The sequence below is a fragment of the Pseudomonas sp. S2_F03 genome (genome assembly GCF_054668335.1).
Map to the genome: position 1 here is coordinate 514,448 of NZ_CP162759.1, position 16,734 is coordinate 531,181.

8 protein-coding genes and 6 pseudogenes are annotated in these 16,734 nt (G+C 60.0%); 7 read left to right on the forward strand and 7 right to left on the reverse strand.

The features are described 5' to 3' along the window. Positions 1–123: 123 nt before the first annotated feature. From AB4N76_RS02460 to AB4N76_RS02485, 6 genes and pseudogenes are all read right to left on the reverse strand, one after another. Entirely contained in the window at positions 124–1,095 is a 972-nt protein-coding gene (locus AB4N76_RS02460) for a peptide ABC transporter ATP-binding protein (RefSeq protein ID WP_258666402.1), read from the reverse strand. Further along, positions 1,095–2,064, reverse strand: a pseudogene (locus AB4N76_RS02465) (ABC transporter ATP-binding protein). The gene AB4N76_RS02460 and the pseudogene AB4N76_RS02465 overlap by 1 nt, the downstream one beginning before the upstream one ends. Positions 2,065–2,074: 10 nt before the next feature. Then, positions 2,075–3,004, reverse strand: a complete 930-nt coding sequence (locus AB4N76_RS02470) for an ABC transporter permease subunit (protein ID WP_408980958.1) — start codon at positions 3,002–3,004, stop codon at positions 2,075–2,077. A gap of 4 nt (positions 3,005–3,008) precedes the next feature. Beyond that, complete coding sequence (locus tag AB4N76_RS02475; protein WP_046032420.1) at positions 3,009–4,019, reverse strand: ABC transporter permease subunit; 1,011 nt, start codon at positions 4,017–4,019, stop codon at positions 3,009–3,011. Between the two features lie 206 nt (positions 4,020–4,225). Continuing rightward, positions 4,226–5,827, reverse strand: coding sequence for an ABC transporter substrate-binding protein (locus AB4N76_RS02480; RefSeq protein ID WP_460164076.1), 1,602 nt, complete (start codon positions 5,825–5,827; stop codon positions 4,226–4,228). Positions 5,828–6,090: 263 nt separating this feature from the next. Then, the gene (locus tag AB4N76_RS02485; RefSeq protein WP_046032422.1) at positions 6,091–6,657 is read right to left on the reverse strand and encodes a helix-turn-helix domain-containing protein; all 567 of its coding nucleotides are present in this window, start codon (positions 6,655–6,657) and stop codon (positions 6,091–6,093) included. Positions 6,658–6,817: 160 nt separating this feature from the next. On the opposite strand from AB4N76_RS02485, the gene AB4N76_RS02490 reads away from it, so the two are divergent. Beyond that, on the forward strand, positions 6,818–8,035 hold the full coding sequence (locus AB4N76_RS02490; protein WP_460164077.1) for a M24 family metallopeptidase: 1,218 nt from the start codon (positions 6,818–6,820) through the stop codon (positions 8,033–8,035). 100 nt (positions 8,036–8,135) lie between these two features. Here the strand turns inward: AB4N76_RS02490 and AB4N76_RS02495 are convergent. Beyond that, positions 8,136–8,901: pseudogene (locus tag AB4N76_RS02495) on the reverse strand (tetratricopeptide repeat protein). A 271-nt stretch (positions 8,902–9,172) separates the two neighbouring features. On the opposite strand from AB4N76_RS02495, the pseudogene AB4N76_RS02500 reads away from it, so the two are divergent. From AB4N76_RS02500 to AB4N76_RS02525, 6 genes and pseudogenes are all read left to right on the forward strand, one after another. Continuing rightward, positions 9,173–9,567, forward strand: a pseudogene (locus tag AB4N76_RS02500) (hypothetical protein). A gap of 451 nt (positions 9,568–10,018) precedes the next feature. Then, a pseudogene (locus AB4N76_RS02505) lies at positions 10,019–10,342 on the forward strand (Dyp-type peroxidase); the annotation flags it as partial. A 51-nt stretch (positions 10,343–10,393) separates the two neighbouring features. Next, a pseudogene (locus AB4N76_RS02510) lies at positions 10,394–10,524 on the forward strand (LysR family transcriptional regulator); the annotation flags it as partial. Positions 10,525–10,652: 128 nt separating this feature from the next. Further along, entirely contained in the window at positions 10,653–12,506 is a 1,854-nt protein-coding gene (locus AB4N76_RS02515; RefSeq protein WP_460164078.1) for an ABC transporter ATP-binding protein, read from the forward strand. A 393-nt stretch (positions 12,507–12,899) separates the two neighbouring features. Continuing rightward, a complete protein-coding gene (locus AB4N76_RS02520) occupies positions 12,900–13,262 on the forward strand; it encodes a DUF6463 family protein (protein ID WP_046032427.1) in 363 nt (120 codons plus the stop codon). Positions 13,263–13,661: 399 nt separating this feature from the next. Further along, positions 13,662–16,545, forward strand: a pseudogene (locus AB4N76_RS02525) (multicopper oxidase domain-containing protein). The last annotated feature ends 189 nt before the right edge of the window (positions 16,546–16,734 follow it).

Below are 16,734 nucleotides of genomic sequence, written 5' to 3' on the forward strand. Positions count from 1 at the left end.
GGACGTTGACGGAGGTCTCCTTTCGCAGGGTTGTCCGTCAGATTTGTCCAGGAAACCCGGGGCGCTCAGTCCGTCGGCTGGCGTGGGGGGTGGACAAGGACGCGGCCTGTCAACCCCGGTGGCTCAGTCGCTGATGTCTTCCGCGTAGTGGCAAGCCACCTGGCGGTTATCGAGAGGGCGCAGGGCTGGCTCTTCGGTGCTGCAGCGCTCGGTGGCATACGGGCAGCGCTTGTGGAAGGCGCAGCCGGACGGTGGGTTCAGCGGGTTGGGCAACTCGCCGACGATCTTGATTTTCGGCTTGTTCGGGTCCGGGTGAATGGTCGGCGTGGCCGACAATAGCGCCTGGGTGTACGGGTGCAGCGGACGCTCGTAGATGTCGTTCTTCGGACCCATTTCCACCGGGCGACCGAGGTACATCACCATCACGTCATCAGCCACGTGTTGCACCACCGCCAGGTTGTGCGAGATGAACACGTAGGCGGTGTTGAACTCTTGCTGCAAATCCATGAACAGGTTCAGCACCTGCGCCTGGATCGACACGTCCAATGCCGAGGTCGGCTCATCCGCCACCAGCACTTTAGGCTGCAACATCATCGCGCGGGCCAGGGCAATCCGCTGGCGCTGACCGCCGGAGAACATGTGCGGATAACGCTGGTAGTGCTCGGGACGCAAGCCCACCTGCTTCATCATCGCCTGGACTTTCTCGCGACGTTCGGACGCACTCAGGTTGGTGTTGATCAGCAGCGGTTCACCGAGCTGATCACCGACTTTTTGCCGAGGGTTGAGCGACGCGTACGGGCTCTGGAACACCATCTGCACGTCTTTGCGCAGTTGCTTGCGCTGGGCCTTGTCGGCACCGGTGACTTCCTGGCCGGCGATTTTCAAGGAGCCGGAGGACGGCTCTTCGATCAGGGTCAACGCCCGGGCCAGGGTGGATTTGCCGCAGCCTGATTCACCGACGACGGCAAGGGTTTTGCCGGCATGCAGTTCAAACGACACGCCGTTGAGGGCGCGCACGGTCGCATGGCCCTTGAACAGGCCGCGGGACACTTCGTAGTGACGGGTCAGGTCGCGGGCGGTAAGTACGACGGCCATTACGCCACCTCCTGATTCAGCGGGTAGAAGCAGCGGGCGAGGCTGTGGCTTTTCGGGTCCAGGGCCGGGCGCGTGGCGCGGCAGCTGTCTTGCACATACGGGCAACGCGGCGACAGCAGGCAGCCTTGCGGACGGTCGTAGCGACCGGGAACGATGCCCGGCAGGGTCGACAGGCGTGTGGCACCGAGGCTGTGTTCCGGAATCGCCTTGAGCAGCGCTTCGCTGTAAGGGTGCGCCGGAATGTCGAACAGCTGGGGCACCTGACCGACTTCAACCGCTTGACCGGCGTACATCACGCACACGCGCTGGGCGGTTTCGGCCACGACCGCGAGGTCGTGGGTGATCAGTACCAGGCCCATGTTCTGCTCTTTCTGCAACGCCAGCAGCAGGTCCATGATCTGCGCCTGAATCGTTACGTCCAGCGCGGTGGTCGGTTCGTCGGCGATCAGCAGTTTCGGTTCGCCGGCAATCGCCATGGCAATCGCCACACGCTGGCTCATACCGCCGGACAGTTGGTGCGGGTAGGCGTCCACTACGGCTGGCGGCGCCGGGGATTTCCACTTTTTCCAGCAGCTCGATGGCACGCTTGCGCGCTTGCTTGCCGGACATTTTCAGGTGCAGGCGCAGCACTTCTTCGATCTGGAAACCGACGGTGTAGCTCGGGTTCAGCGCGGTCATCGGGTCCTGGAAGACCATGGCCAGGTCTTTGCCGACGATTTGCCGACGCTGACGGTTGCTGAGCGTGAGCATGTTCTTGCCGTCGAAGTTCAGGGCGTCGGCAGTGACGATCCCCGGGTGTTCGATCAGGCCCATCAGCGCCATCATGGTCACGGACTTACCCGAACCCGACTCGCCAACGATGGCCAGGACTTCGCCCTTCTCCACGGTAATGTCGAGCCCGTCGACCACCGGAACGGCGTTTTTGTCGCCAAAGCGAACGTTGAGATTCTTGATTTCTAACAGTGACATTTGAATCTCCTCAGGCGGCGTTCTTGAGTTTCGGGTCCAGCGCATCGCGCAGGCCGTCGCCCATCAAGTTGATTGCCAGCACGCTGAGCAAAATGGTCAAACCCGGCAGGCTGACCACCCACCAGGCGCGTTCGATGTAGTCGCGAGCCGAAGCCAGCATGGTGCCCCACTCAGGGGTTGGCGGTTGTACGCCAAGGCCGAGGAAGCCCAGTGCCGCGGCATCGAGAATCGCCGAGGAGAAGCTCAGGGTGGCCTGAACGATCAGCGGTGCCATGCAGTTCGGCAGCACGGTGATGAACATCAGGCGCGGCAACGTGGCACCGGCCAGGCGGGCGGCGGTCACGTAATCGCGGTTCAGTTCGCCCATCACCGCCGCGCGGGTCAGTCGAACATAGGACGGCAGGGACACCACGGCGATGGCGATCACGGTGTTGATCAGGCCAGGGCCGAGGATGGCGACAATCGCCACGGCCAGCAGCAGCGACGGCAGCGCCAGCATGATGTCCATCAGACGCATGATGGTCGGGCCCAGAAGGCGCGGGAAGAACCCGGCGAACAGACCCAGCAGGATCCCCGGAATCAACGACATCACCACCGACGACAAGCCGATCATCAGCGACAGCCGCGAGCCCGTGATCAGACGCGACAGCAGGTCGCGACCCAGTTCATCGGTGCCGAGCAGGAACTGGATCTGCCCACCTTCCAGCCAGGCTGGCGGGGTCAGCAGGAAATCGCGGTATTGCTCGCTCGGGTTATGCGGGGCAACCCATGGCGCGAAGATCGCGCAGAAAATCACCAGCAACATGAACATCAGGCCGGCAACGGCGCCTTTGTTTTTGGAGAACGCTTGCCAGAATTCTTTGTACGGGGACGGGTAAAGCAGGCTTTGATCGACTGCTACCGCTTGATTTTGAGTTGAAGCTGGAGTGGTCATGGTCATGATCTCAGCGCTGGTGACGGATGCGTGGGTTGGCAAAGCCGTAGAGGATGTCCACTACGAAGTTGACCACAATCACCAGGCAGGCGATTAGCAGGATGCCGTTTTGCACAACGGGATAGTCCCGGGCGCCAATGGCTTCGATCAGCCATTTGCCGATGCCGGGCCACGAGAAGATGGTCTCGGTCAGTACCGCACCGGCCAGCAATGTGCCGACTTGCAGGCCGACCACGGTCAGTACCGGAATCAGTGCGTTACGCAAGCCGTGCACGAACACCACGCGCGATGGCGAGAGGCCTTTGGCGCGGGCGGTACGGATGTAGTCTTCACGCAGCACTTCGAGCATCGACGAACGGGTCATCCGCGCGATAACGGCCAGCGGGATAGTGCCCAGCACGATGGCCGGCAGGATCAGGTGATGCAGGGCATCGAGGAACGCACCGACGTCATCGGCCAGCAGCGTGTCGATCAGCATGAAACCGGTGCGCGGCTCGATGTCGTAGAGCAGGTCGATCCGCCCCGATACCGGGGTCCAGCCCAGGCTCACCGAGAAGAACATGATCAGGATCAGGCCCCACCAGAAGATCGGCATCGAGTACCCCGCGAGGGAGACGCCCATCACCCCATGGTCGAACAGGGATCCTCGCTTGAGTGCCGCGATCACCCCGGCCAGAAGGCCCAGGATACCGGCGAACAACAGGGCGGCCATGGACAGTTCCAGGGTCGCGGGGAATAGAGAGGTGAACTCGCTCCACACGCTTTCACGGGTACGCAGCGATTCGCCGAGGTCGCCGTGGGCCAGTTTGCCGATGTAGTCCAGGTACTGGGCATACAGCGGCTTGTTCAGACCAAGGCGTTCCATTGCCTGTGCGTGCATTTCGGGGTCGACGCGACGTTCGCCCATCATGACTTCCACCGGGTCGCCTGGAATCATGCGAATCAGCGCGAAAGTCAGCAAGGTGATGCCGAAAAACGTGGGGATCAATAACCCCAATCGGCGGGTAATAAAACTCAGCATTAGGGCTTATCACTCTTTATTATTTTTGTAATGCCGGTCAGCGTGCTGGCCGTTCTCAGCAGTTTAGGCTGCGTGAGTAAAGGCTCCGGCTCGACGTTTCCCGGTGTGGCGCTTAATTTTTTTCGTTGTAGCAGGTGAGAAAGTCCTCGCCGGTCTGGCGCCGGCTCGAGGAAGGCGAAGGGGGCCGTTTGGCCGGCCCCTGTCGCTCACTGTTCGTTGTAGACGCCGTAGAAGCTACTGAGTCCGAAGGGGCTGATCTGGAAGTCCTGCACACTGGTGCGCATCGGCTGGTAGACCGTGGAGTGGGCGATCGGGGTCATCGGCACCTGCGCTTTCAGGACATGCTGTGCTTCTTTGTACAGCGCAGTGCGCTTGTCCACATCGGAGGTGGCCTCGGCGGCCTTCACCAGTTTGTCGTAGCCAGCATCGCACCACTTGGAGAAGTTGTTGCCGTTGACCGCGTTACAGGTGTAGAGGGTGCCCAACCAGTTGTCCGGGTCACCGTTGTCGCCAGTGAAGCCGATCAGCATGGCGTCGTGCTCGCCGGCGTGGCCGCGCTTGATGTACTCGCCCCACTCATAGCTGACGATGTTGGCCTTGATGCCGATTTTGGCCCAGTCGGCCTGGAGCATTTCGGCCATCAGCTTGGCGTTGGGGTTGTAGGGGCGCTGCACCGGCATGGCCCAGAGGGTGATTTCTGTGCCTTCTTTCACGCCTGCAGCCTTCAGCAACTCCTTGGCCTTCTGCGGGTTGTAGCCGGCGTCCTTGATGGACTCGTCGTAGGACCACTGGGTCGGCGGCAGGCCGTTGACGGCCAACTGGCCGGCGCCCTGGTAAACGGCTTCGATGATGGCTTTCTTGTTTACCGCCATGTCTAGCGCCTGGCGTACTTCGAGCTTGTCGAACGGCTTGTGGGTGAAGTTGTAGGCGATATAGCCAAGATTGAAGCCTGGTTGACTAGGCATCTTGATGTTCTTGTCTTCCTGCAGCGGCTTGATGTCGGCCGGGCGCGGGAAGGAGGTGATCTGACATTCGTTCTTTTTCAGCTTTTGCATGCGCACCGAGGCGTCGGTGGTGATGGCGAAGATCAGATTGTCGATCTTCACGTCTTCAGGCTTCCAGTAATCCTTGTTGCCCTTGTAGCGAATCTGGGCGTCTTTCTGGTACTTGCTGAACACGAACGGGCCAGTGCCGATCGGCTTTTGGTTGATGTCCTGGGCCTTGCCTTCCTTGAGCAACTGGTTGGCGTATTCGGCCGACTGGATCGAGGCGAAGCTCATGGCCAGGTTCTGGATGAAGGCTGCGTCGACACCCTTGAGGGTGAACTTGACGGTATGGTCGTCGACTTTTTCGACCTTGGTGATCTTTTCGTTCATCCCCATGTCGGTGAAGTAGGGAAATTCGGTGGGGTAGGCCTTGCGGAACGGCATGTCCTTGTCGAGCATGCGGTTGAAGGTGAACAGCACGTCGTCGGCGTTGAAGTCGCGGGTCGGCTTGAAGTAGTCGGTGGTGTGGAACTTGACCCCGTCACGCAGGTGGAAGGTGTAGGTCAGGCCATCGGGAGAAACGTCCCAGCTGGTTGCCAGGCCCGGGATGACCTTGGTGCCGCCACGTTCAAACTGCGAGAGACGGTTGAATACGGTTTCGGCTGAGGCGTCGAAGTCGGTCCCCGTGGTGTATTGGCCTGGGTCGAAGCCAGCCGGGCTGCCTTCGGAGCAGAACACCAGGTTGCTGGCGGCGTGGGTGAAGCCGGAACCGAGGATCAGGCCGGCGGCGATCATGGTCTTGAGCGTGGTTTTTTTGCGCATGCGAACCTCATTGTTGTTATTTTTGAGGGCGGCAGATCAGGTAGTCCATTCCTGGGGGGATGCACCTGACCCTGCGGCTTTACGGGCTGTAGGCTGCCTGTCATTTGCGAACAGGCAGCCGAAGGCCGACGTCCTGGCTCGGGCGGTAGCGCTGAAGTGGGGAGAGGGACGCTCGCGCCGCCACCGGCCGAGGCAAAAATTAAGTCAATCTAAAATTAATTTCAACTTAAATTAAGTAATGCTTACATTTTAAAGGCGCACGGTCAGGCCGTGGGGTGATCGTCGAGCAGGCCGCCCATGGTGGTGACGACCAGCACTTCGGCAACTTCGTTGCCAGAATTGGCGATGGAATGTTGCTTGGTGGAGTCAAAATGCACCGATCCCCCAGGGCCGAGCGGGTAGGTGTGGCCTTCGATGGTGTAGACGATTTGCCCGGAAAGCACATAGGTAAACTCTGCGCCTTCGTGGGAGATGAGCTCGGACTGGTAGCCCACTGCCATGGTCATCTTCATCGCATTGATCAGGTTGCCGGGGAAGTTGCTGGACAGGCGCTCGTAGACCAGCGGCTGGCTGCCGATGGAGTACCGCACGCGCTGGCCCTGGTGGGAGTCGGGCTGGGGCTGGGTGGGCTGGTCGAACAGGGTGTTGAGCGGAACGCCCAAGGCATTTGCGATTCTCGCCAACGAGGAGATGGACACGCCAGTGAGGTTACGTTCCGCTTGGGACAGGAAACTGGCTGTGAGGCCTGTTTCAGTGGCGACTTGGTTCAGGGTCTTGTTGGCGGCACGGCGGTAGCGGCGCAACCGTTCCCCGATCTGTTCTGCGGTCATTGGCGTGGCTCGTGTGCTGAAAGGCGCCAGTATAACGGGCAGCGCATTGTCGAAAAGGCTTTTCGCCATATTGAAATTAAGTGGGGCTAAAAAAACGTCTTGACCGCTTTTTAAGTCAGGCTTAAATTTCGCGCACTGCAACATAACTCAGGAGAACGAGATGACAGTGGGTGTAGGTGGCAAAACTCCGGAACAGGCGCTGGCCGGCCTGGCGAAGATGACCGCGGGCATGCAGCCCATCGGCCTCGACGAATACCAGTCACGCATTGCCAAGGCCCAGAGCCTGATGCTCGAGCAGGGCATCGCTGCCCTCTACCTGAACGCTGGCAGCAACCTGTGCTACTTCACCGGAGTGAAGTGGAGCCCGAGCGAACGCATGGTCGGCGCCGTGCTGCCCGCCAACGGCCCGCTGGCCTATATCGCCCCGGCCTTCGAAGAGGGCACCATCCGCGACTTCCGTGAGGTGGATGGGGTTATCCATGGTTGGCATGAGCACGAGAGTCCCTACCGCCTGCTGCTCGACATGCTCGCTGGAATGGGCATCGCCGCCGACGCAGTGGTGGGCCTGTGCCCGTCCCTGGCGTTCTTCATGTTCGACGCAATCCGGCGCCTCGGATCGGGCTTCGAGTTCGTAGACGCTTCTTGCGTGATAAACCCGTGTCGCTATCACAAGTCCGCTACAGAGTTGGCACTGATGCAGCGCGCCAAAGACATGACCCTGGAAGTGCACAAGGCTGCCGCCAGCATCCTGCGCGCAGGTATCAGCACCACCGAGGTTGCCGAGTTCATCCGCGAGGCGCACCGCAAGGTGGGCGCGCCGGGTTCGACCTTCTGCATCGTGCTGTTCGGCGAGGCCAGCGCCTTCCCCCATGGAGTGAAGCACGCGCAGGTGCTCAAGGACGGCGACATGGTGCTGATCGACACGGGCTGCCTGCTCCATGGCTACCAGTCGGATATCACTCGCAGTTACGTGTTTGGCACCCCGAGCGTCCGCCAGCGCGCCATGTGGAACCTGGAAAAGGCCGCCCAACTGGCCGCCTTCGACGCCGCGCGCCTGGGCGAACCCTGCCGGGTGGTGGATGCCGCCGCGCGGCTTAGCCTGGAAGCCGCCGGTCTCGGCCCGGACTACCAGTTACCCGGCCTGCCGCACCGCACCGGACATGGCATCGGCCTGGACATTCACGAAGGGCCCTACCTGGTGCGTGGTGACCAGACGCCGCTGGCCGAGGGCATGTGCTTCTCCAATGAGCCGATGATTTGCGTACCGGGAGAGTTTGGCATTCGCCTGGAGGATCATTTCTACATGACCGCCACTGGCCCGCGCTGGTTTACCCAGCCGAGCTATTCCGTAGACGACCCGTTCGGGTTGGAGGCCTGAGGGCAGGCGATTGTCCGAGGTGGCTCGCTACCTGTCACAAAGGGTCGGTAGCGGCCCTTCACTTCAGGCAGCTATCGGCCAGGAGTGGACACTCGGAAACTCAACCGCGCACCAGGTAGGCCCCTGAAGGAACCCGATATCGCAGCTTCTTGCATTTGCCGGGTGCAGGCTGATGCCCTGGCGGACGATCAGGAAACCAAATCCGGCATTTGCCCGGAGGCGGCATATGGCCGCGGGGAATCTCAAGCTCAGCGTACGCCCGCTCTGGCTCGACATTCGCCATTTGCAAATATCCTTCGGCCCCGGCGCTGCCATGCCGTCGGTACATCCGAAACCCGATCTGCCCCTGCGCTAGCGAAGTTGCCAGCGTCACGCCCGGTGTCCGGAGTGGATGGCTCAACAACCGCCATCTGCGCTTCGCGGCGCCTTTGGGTCTCCTCTTCCAGCCCCTTCTGCACTGCAACCTGGTCCTCTTTGCCGATGGGTGGGATACCCGAGGATTGGGCCTGCTGCGCCGCCTGGATCAATTGGAAGTTACGGTTGCGCAACTCGACGTTGCGCCCCACCCTCATGTTCGAACGCGCCGCCAAGGTTTCAGCCTGCTGGTACTGCCCCTGCTGAAGACGCAATACACCGAGGTAATGCAGCGTCGCGGGATTGTTCGGCTGGATATGCAGGGCACGCTCCAGCGTTGCGGCGGCCTGGTCCAGCTGGCCATTCCCATACTGCCGCGAGGCTGTTTCGATCAAGGTGGTTGATGCGCTGTTGCTTTGCGCGGGTGCACTTCGCTCGGCAGCGACAGAACAAAACGACGCGACGGCACAGAACACCAGGATGAGGCCTGGCAGAAAACTCTTGGTTGGCATCAGGGGGTTGACTCGACTGAACTCGGACGGCACTGGCGTAAAACAGACCACAGCGCTGCTCGGCATTTCCGATACAGGGCCGCTATTGACCGGGCCAACACCCTGAAGTTCCTGGGGCAACGGGGACTATTTAAGCAACGGCTTCCTAGAACTTTTCCCTATTTATCGGTCTATGTGGATAGGCACATCCGCTCGGTAAGCACGTCCCCCGCAGGCTTACCACAGCCAGATCGCCACACGTCCAATTGTCCATCAGAGGTTGCCTTCGCTCATGAAATTCCATGTCCCACGGATAGTGCTCGTCGGCCTGTTCGCGTTCGCGGCAGTGAGCTCGGCATCAGCCACACAGATGAAAACCTCAACCCCGGTTTTCGCCACTGAAGTCACAGCCATTCAAGCGCCTGTCCAGGCCGCCGGCAACCCTTGGCCGACCTTGGCCAGTATGACCGGCAAGCAGCCAGGGCCGTTGCTAGCCCATGACGATCGATACTGGCATGACGGCCGTTGGCACGATCGTAGAGACGATTGGCGCCGAGATGAATGGCGCAGAGATAATTGGCGTGAGAGCAAGCCCGCCGAGAAGCTGAACGTCGTGATTGGGAGCGCCACCAGGATCGGGCCATGCGGCATCGTTACGAGGACGATCACCGTTACTATCGTCGCTAGTGCGAATCCACGGCGTAGAGGACGCTGAAGTTCACGGCTGGGGTAAGCCTGAGGTGGTCACCCTGGCGAAAGGCCCCGCTCAATCCGCAGCCTGCGACGCCGTCGCCACCTCGGCGCCGCCCCCGGCGTGCGTGCCGCGCTCCTTCCTTAGATCCGTGCCTTCAGCTTTGAACGCCAATAGCAGAGGCATGGGACCGTACCCTCACAAAGGCAGCGGTCTATCTGATCTGTTACGCTCGTTCCCCCTTGCTCTTTCGCCACTTGTGGCCTTATCAATGACAATACTCACCCCATGACTAACCAAACGCCCGAGCCTCAATCCGTCTACAGCCCCATCACCAGAAGCGCGATCTTCATCGTTGCAACGGTGGCTCCGGGTAGCGACCGCGCGGAGAAAGTACGGGGCTAGTGCGCAGACATCGCGGCCCTTACGCGATCAGTCGGCAAACGGGTGCCCTCCGGAAATTTGTCGTGCGTCTGCGGCTTTGGTTCCAGTGCCTGGGACTTACTCTTTGGTCAGCCGCGCCCCGCCTCACTCCACCCGTTTCGCGAGTTCGGCACTAAGGGACGTCGCGCGATGGCAACGCCGGGGGACATTTTGCTGCACATTCGTGCGGACCAGATGGACCTGTGTTTCGAATTGGCGACGCAGTTGCTTTCGGCGCTGGGCGATGCGATTTCAGTCGTTGATGAGGTCCAGGGTTTCCGTTACTTCGACATGCGCAGCATGGTCGGCTTTGTGGATGGCACCGAAAACCCGGTGGGTCGGCATGCAGTCGACTTCACAATCATTGGCGATGAAGATCCGGCGTTCAGCGGCGGTAGCAACCTGCCGGATGCCAGCGTGCTCGCCCCCCCCTGGGCCTGGTCATGCGCAAAACCGAACCGCGCTCGGCCATCGCCGAAAAATGTTTTGCTGAAGCCCGAAAACTGTTTGCAGTAAAGAACCCGATCTAAAGTGTCGTCTGAATTGCCCAGGCCATTACTTACAATGGTCCCACCTTGCCGAACCCCTGACCTGCAAAAGCCTCAAAACAATCGTTAAATGGCAGAATTGCCTTAACTTGATCCTTTTTGAGGCCACCATGCTTCGCGTGCTTGAACGAAGACTCGACCCTTTCCCACCCGATGAAGCACCGCCGCCACCTGTCGGCCTGGTGCGGTTCCTGTGGGCCTGCACCCGCGGCGCCCGCGGTTATATCCTGGCGTTTGCGCTGCTCAGTGCCAGTGTGTCGATTTACGAAGCCTGGTTGTTTTCCTTTCTCGGGCAGGTCGTGGACCTGCTCTCCACCTGGCAGGCCGGCGGCGATGCACAGGCGCAGGAAAGTCGAGTGCTGTGGGGCATCGGCATCGTACTGATCACCAGCATCGGGTTGGTAGCACTACGCACCATGGTGCAGCACCAGATATTGGCGATTAATCTGCCGCTGCGGCTGCGCTGGGATTTCCATCGCCTGATGCTGCGGCAAAGCCTTTCATTCTTTTCCGATGAGTTCTCCGGCCGGGTGACGACCAAGGTGATGCAGACCGCACTCGGCGTGCGCGAGGTCCTGTTCACCGTCATCGAAATCGCCCCCGGGATCGGGGTTTATTTCATCGCGATCATCGCACTGGCCGGCGGCTTCGACCTGAAACTGATGCTGCCTTTTATTGCCTGGATCGCCTTGTTCGGCCTGGCCATGCTGTACTTTGTGCCACGCTTGGGGCAAGTCGGGCAGGAACAGGCCCATGCGCGGTCGTCGATGACCGGGCGCATCTCGGACGCCTACACCAACATCACCACAGTGAAGCTGTTCTCGCACTCCAATCGCGAGGCACACTTCGCGCGCGCGGCGATGGAGGATTTCAAGCTGACCGGCTTTCGCCAGATGCGTCTGGTCAGCCAGTTCGAGATCGTCAACCAGGCGCTGGTGGTCGCGCTGATTATTGGAGCTGGCGGCTATGCCCTGTGGCTGTGGCACCAGGGCGAAGTCGGCACGGGGGCCGTTGCGGCGATTACCGCCATGGCGCTGCGTATCAACGGCATGTCGCATTGGATCATGTGGCAGATGACCTCGCTGTTCGAAAGCATCGGCACCGTGCAGGATGGCATGGCGACCTTGACCCGTGGCCCCAAGGTGCAGGATGCGCCAGACGCCGGAGTGCTGGTGCCCGCCGGCGGCGCGGTGACCTTCGACAATGTCGGTTTCAACTACAACGGTGAACGCCACGTGCTCGATGGCCTTAGCCTGAACATCCGCCCGGGCGAAAAAATCGGCCTGGTGGGCCGTTCCGGAGCCGGCAAATCCACGCTGATCAACCTGCTGCTGCGCTTCTACGACGTGGACAGTGGCGAGATTCGCATCGATGGACAAAACATCGCTCAGGTGACACAAGACAGCCTGCGCAGCGCCATCGGCATGGTCACTCAGGACACCTCCCTGCTGCACCGTTCCATTCGCGACAACATCGCCTACGGTCGCCCGGATGCAACCGACGCGCAAATCCGCAGGGCCGCCGCCAACGCCCAGGCCGATGGTTTCATCAGTCAACTGAGCGACCGGCAAGGCCATACCGGTTATGACACCCTGGTGGGTGAGCGCGGTATCAAGCTTTCGGGTGGCCAGCGCCAACGCATTGCCATCGCCCGGGTGATGCTCAAGAACGCCCCGATCCTGTTGCTTGACGAGGCCACCAGCGCCCTGGATTCGGAAGTCGAAGTCGCCATCCAGGAAAGCCTCGATGAAATGATGGAGGGCAAGACCGTCATCGCCATCGCCCATCGGCTGTCAACGATCGCGGCCATGGATCGGCTGATTGTCATGGATGACGGACGCATCATCGAACAGGGTACCCATGCCGAATTGCTGCGTAAAAACGGCACCTATGCGCGGCTTTGGCATCATCAGAGCGGTGGGTTTCTGGGCGAGGATCAGGGGGTGGCTGAGGCGATGGAGTAGGCATGAGCGGCCGTTGCTGGCGAGACAATCATCCAGCACGGCACCCAATCGGACACCCTCAAGAACGTCAGGATGGGTCGAGCGCTGCGTTTTTCGAGAGGCAGCAGTCGGCCAAAAGTGGACGGTGGACACGGTGATGGCAAATGGGTAGCTTCATTCGAGGGCAGCCGTCCTTGCCCTCACCCATGTTGCGTTTCTCCTTGAGCAATGTCGCATTTGCCGTGACCACTTCTAAGCCAGGCAAGGACTTACGGGATGACAAGGAATGTTGTACGACACACCATCGCGACAAGAAACGCAAACCTCTCGCTTCGCTCTCTGGGACCGCGTGCCGCCCCCCTTAACCAATTGTCAGGCACCTATCCAACCTTACCGTTACGGAGCATATAAGACATGTCAAACATCGTCGCATGGACCCTGTTCGCCTTGGGCGTCCTCCATATTCCATTCGGTATCATCAAGTTCAAAACAGCATTCGCCGCCGCTATAGACTCTGGCTTCGTTGACCAATTCAAAGCGCACGAAGATCGGCGTACTGCCCTCTGGTTTACCATGCTGGGGCCGCTTTTTATGCTCGCAGGGCAGACAGCGATTCACGCCGTAGCCGTTGGCGATCTCGTGCTACTTAAAATTGTTGGCATCTATGTGCTTATGATCTCGATCATTTGCGTCATTGCTGTTCCAAAATCGGGATTCTGGGCAACGTTGCTGGTTTCTCCGCTGATCATCGCGGCAGGGTATGGCTTGTACGCCTGACAATCGGTTCAAGGCGTTCGCTTCGCTTCGCTTCGCTCGCCTCTCGCGAGGGCTTCAACGTCCGATCGGGGTCGATTGTGGTCCTTCACGATAAGCAACACTCGGCCAATAGTGGCCATCGAAACATTCAGAAAATGCTCACTTCTCTAGCCCCCAAATCGCACCCTGTATTGGGGGGCATATTCCCCTTCACCGGGGGTTCTCATACGTCTGTTTAAAGCCAGCAGCCAAGAGAAGCGCGGCGTAGAGTCATTAGTCACCTCCTGTCACTTTTGGCGGAAAGCTTGCATCGCTCCCATCCCGGCTCGAAATCAAACATTTCGCCAGCTGGGCTAGTAGCCGTGGCTCATTGCTCGAGTATTGCCACGCGCTCCGCAGAACCCGTCAGAGGTGTTTGCAATGAAACTAGATACCGGAAGGTTGACTCCTAGTCCATTGTCCAAAACCAGGCTGGCGCTGAGTATCTCTGCTGCCGTGTTCATGTTTGGGCTGGGCTTGTCCCAGACCCAGGCAGCCCCCCTCGACAACACCGACCCACCGCCCCCTACCGACCCATCGGCGTTCACCAATCAGCCCGCCGACCCCGACGCCGCATTGAGGAACTTGCTCAAGCTGCCTCCCGCAAACGTCGGCGCCTTCGACTTGCCCAATGGCGTGGTCGGTAACCGCAAGACGCCCTTGGTCGACAATGTGCTGCCACCCGATCTGCAACCCAGCTTCAATATCCCCACCAACGGTAATGCCAGCCCGGTATTCGGGGCTCAACCGTTCTCACAGAAGCTAGAACTTTTCGAGGAATTCGGTTCGAACAAACTGGATGCGGCCGACCCGCCATCACCCGTGCCGTTTCCGGTCCCGACGGTGGGCCCCGCACCGGCGCAAGATCCATTGAAGGTGGCGCGTAGCGGTCCGTCACCGGCTGCGCTGGATGCCTTTCTCAGGCAGCCGGCATTGACGCCCTTCCCGACAGAGTTCTCCAATGTACTGGACCGCAACCCCCTGGAGGGCGCAGATCGAGGATTTCCTCAATCGCCGGGTCGATTCGCCCGCAGAGGGCCGGCCACCGGGAAAAGGCTGGTCGCACCAGCGTTTCAATGAGTTTTTCCCGCGCGACGCCTTCAAGACTGTGCAAGCCGGCGCGCACGTCAACAGCGGCTTGCGTGATCGTATGCAACGGCATAACTACGCCGTGGGGGAATTTGCGCCAGGCGGGCTCTATCACAACACCAACGGCAACTCGGCCAACGAGGGCACAACCAAGGGCATTCAAGTGCAGTTTCACCCCAACCTCCCTGTCCAGGACCACAATGCACTGTGGACGTTCGACGGCACCTTTCCGCCGAAACTGCTTCAAGTCCGCAATGGCCAGGCGATGCTGATGCGTCATTACGATGCCTTGCCCATTGACCCGTCGGCCAACCGGGGCTTTGGCCTGCACACCCTCACCACCCATGAACATAACGGTCACTCCCCCGCGGAAAGCGACGGCTTTACCAACGCGTTCTTCTTCCCGGGCCAGTACTACGACTATCGCTGGCCGCTCCAATTGGCCGGTTACGACAGCATCAATACTAATGCCCAGGACGCACGGGCAGCGTTCCCGTGCGACCCCGGTGAAAAGCTTTTCGTCAACGATGCCAACCCAGGCTTCAAAACCTGCAACAACGGCGCCATCAAGATCCGTGGCGACTGGCGCGAAACCATGAGCACCCACTGGTTCCACGACCACATGCTCGATTTCACCGCGCAAAATGTCTACAAGGGCAATGCGACGATGATGAACTACTACAGCGCCGTGGACCGTGGCAACGAGGCGGTCGACGACGGGGTCAACCTGCGCTTGCCCAGCGGCTCGGCGCTGGGCTGGGGTAACCGCGACTATGACATCAACTTGACGATTGCCGACAAGGCCTGGGACAAGGCCGGCCAGTTGTGGTTCAACCCGTTCAACACCGACGGCTTTCTCGGTGACCAAGTGCTGACCAACTGGGAGTACAAGCCCTTCCTGGACGTACGTGCCCGCCGCTACCGCTTCAGGATTCTCAACGGATCGGTTTCTCGCTTCTTCACGCTGGCGGTGGTGCGTCAGATCAAAGGTAATGGCGGTGAGTTTCCTGGCCCGAAAAACTCCGGTTTTTCATACAACCGGGTGCCGTTCCACATGATTGCCAACGACGGCAATATCATGGAGCACGCGGTGCCGTTCGATGGCAGCCTGGACCTCGATGGTGACGGCGACAAACAGGACCACAATGCCATTCTGCCGATACTGGGTATTGCTGAGCGCTATGACATCGTCGTCGACTTCGCGAAAAACGGCATCAAGCCGGGCGACAAAATTTTCTTCGTCAACATCGAGGAGCATGAAAACGGCAAGCTTCCCAAACGTGACATTCCATTGGCAGATGTACTCTCCGAGAAGTACCTTCCCGTCGTCAGGCAAACCAGCCACGGGCCACAGTGGATCAACGGCGACCCGGGCGTGGGCGTGTTCATGCAACTGAACGTGAGGCCCTACACTGGCCAGGATGTCAGCATGAACCCCGTCGACTTCGAGCCCGCCAAGCCTGGCAAACCCGAGGGCAGGTTCATGATCCCGCTGCCCTTGCACCGTGATGACCCTGCCGATATCGCCCGGCTCGCCCAGGCTCGGCACCGAACCTTTATCTTTGGCCGCTCCGACGGCACGGATTTCAAGCCGTGGACGATCAAGACCGATGGCGGCGAAGGCTTCAACATGGACCCGCGCCGGATTTCAGCCGCGCCACAACTGGCCACTGGCCCGACACCGGCAGGGTTCAGGGGTGAAGGTACGCTGGAAGTCTGGAAGATCCAGAACGGCGGCAATGGCTGGAGTCACCCGGTGCATGTGCATTTCGAGGAAGGGATCATTCTCACTCGCGGTGGCAAAACACCACCCGAATGGGAAAAAGGGGCGCGCAAGGATGTCTACCGTATTGGCTCCGATCCAGACAGCCTCGACAATGTCGAAATGGCCATACGCATCCGTGAGTTTGCCGGTACCTACATGGAGCACTGCCACAACACACAGCATGAGGACACCTCGATGCTGCTGCGCTGGGACTCTGAGCACCCGGGCCAGTTCCAATTGATGCCCACACCGTTACCGAGCTGGGACGGCGTGAAATTCGTGGACTCGGTTGCGTTACCGACATTCCGTACGGGAGATGGCGTCGGGCCGCAGGTCAAGGTCAACAATGACCCAGAAAACAGCATTAGCAGCGGAGGTAGAGGTGGAGGTGGAGGTGGAGGTGGAGGTTAGCGTCGCCTATCAAAAGGCTAGTTGTGTCGTCAGCAAGCGCAAAAGACCGCTATGTATGCGTTTCAAACCCAAAGCCGCCTATCATCACAGTCAGCTTTGGGTCGATGGCGGAGCCTCGTGACAGACGGCAATCGGCCAAGAGCGGTCATCCCTGATTGGCGCAAGACCCTGTTTTAAAGGCGAAGCAGG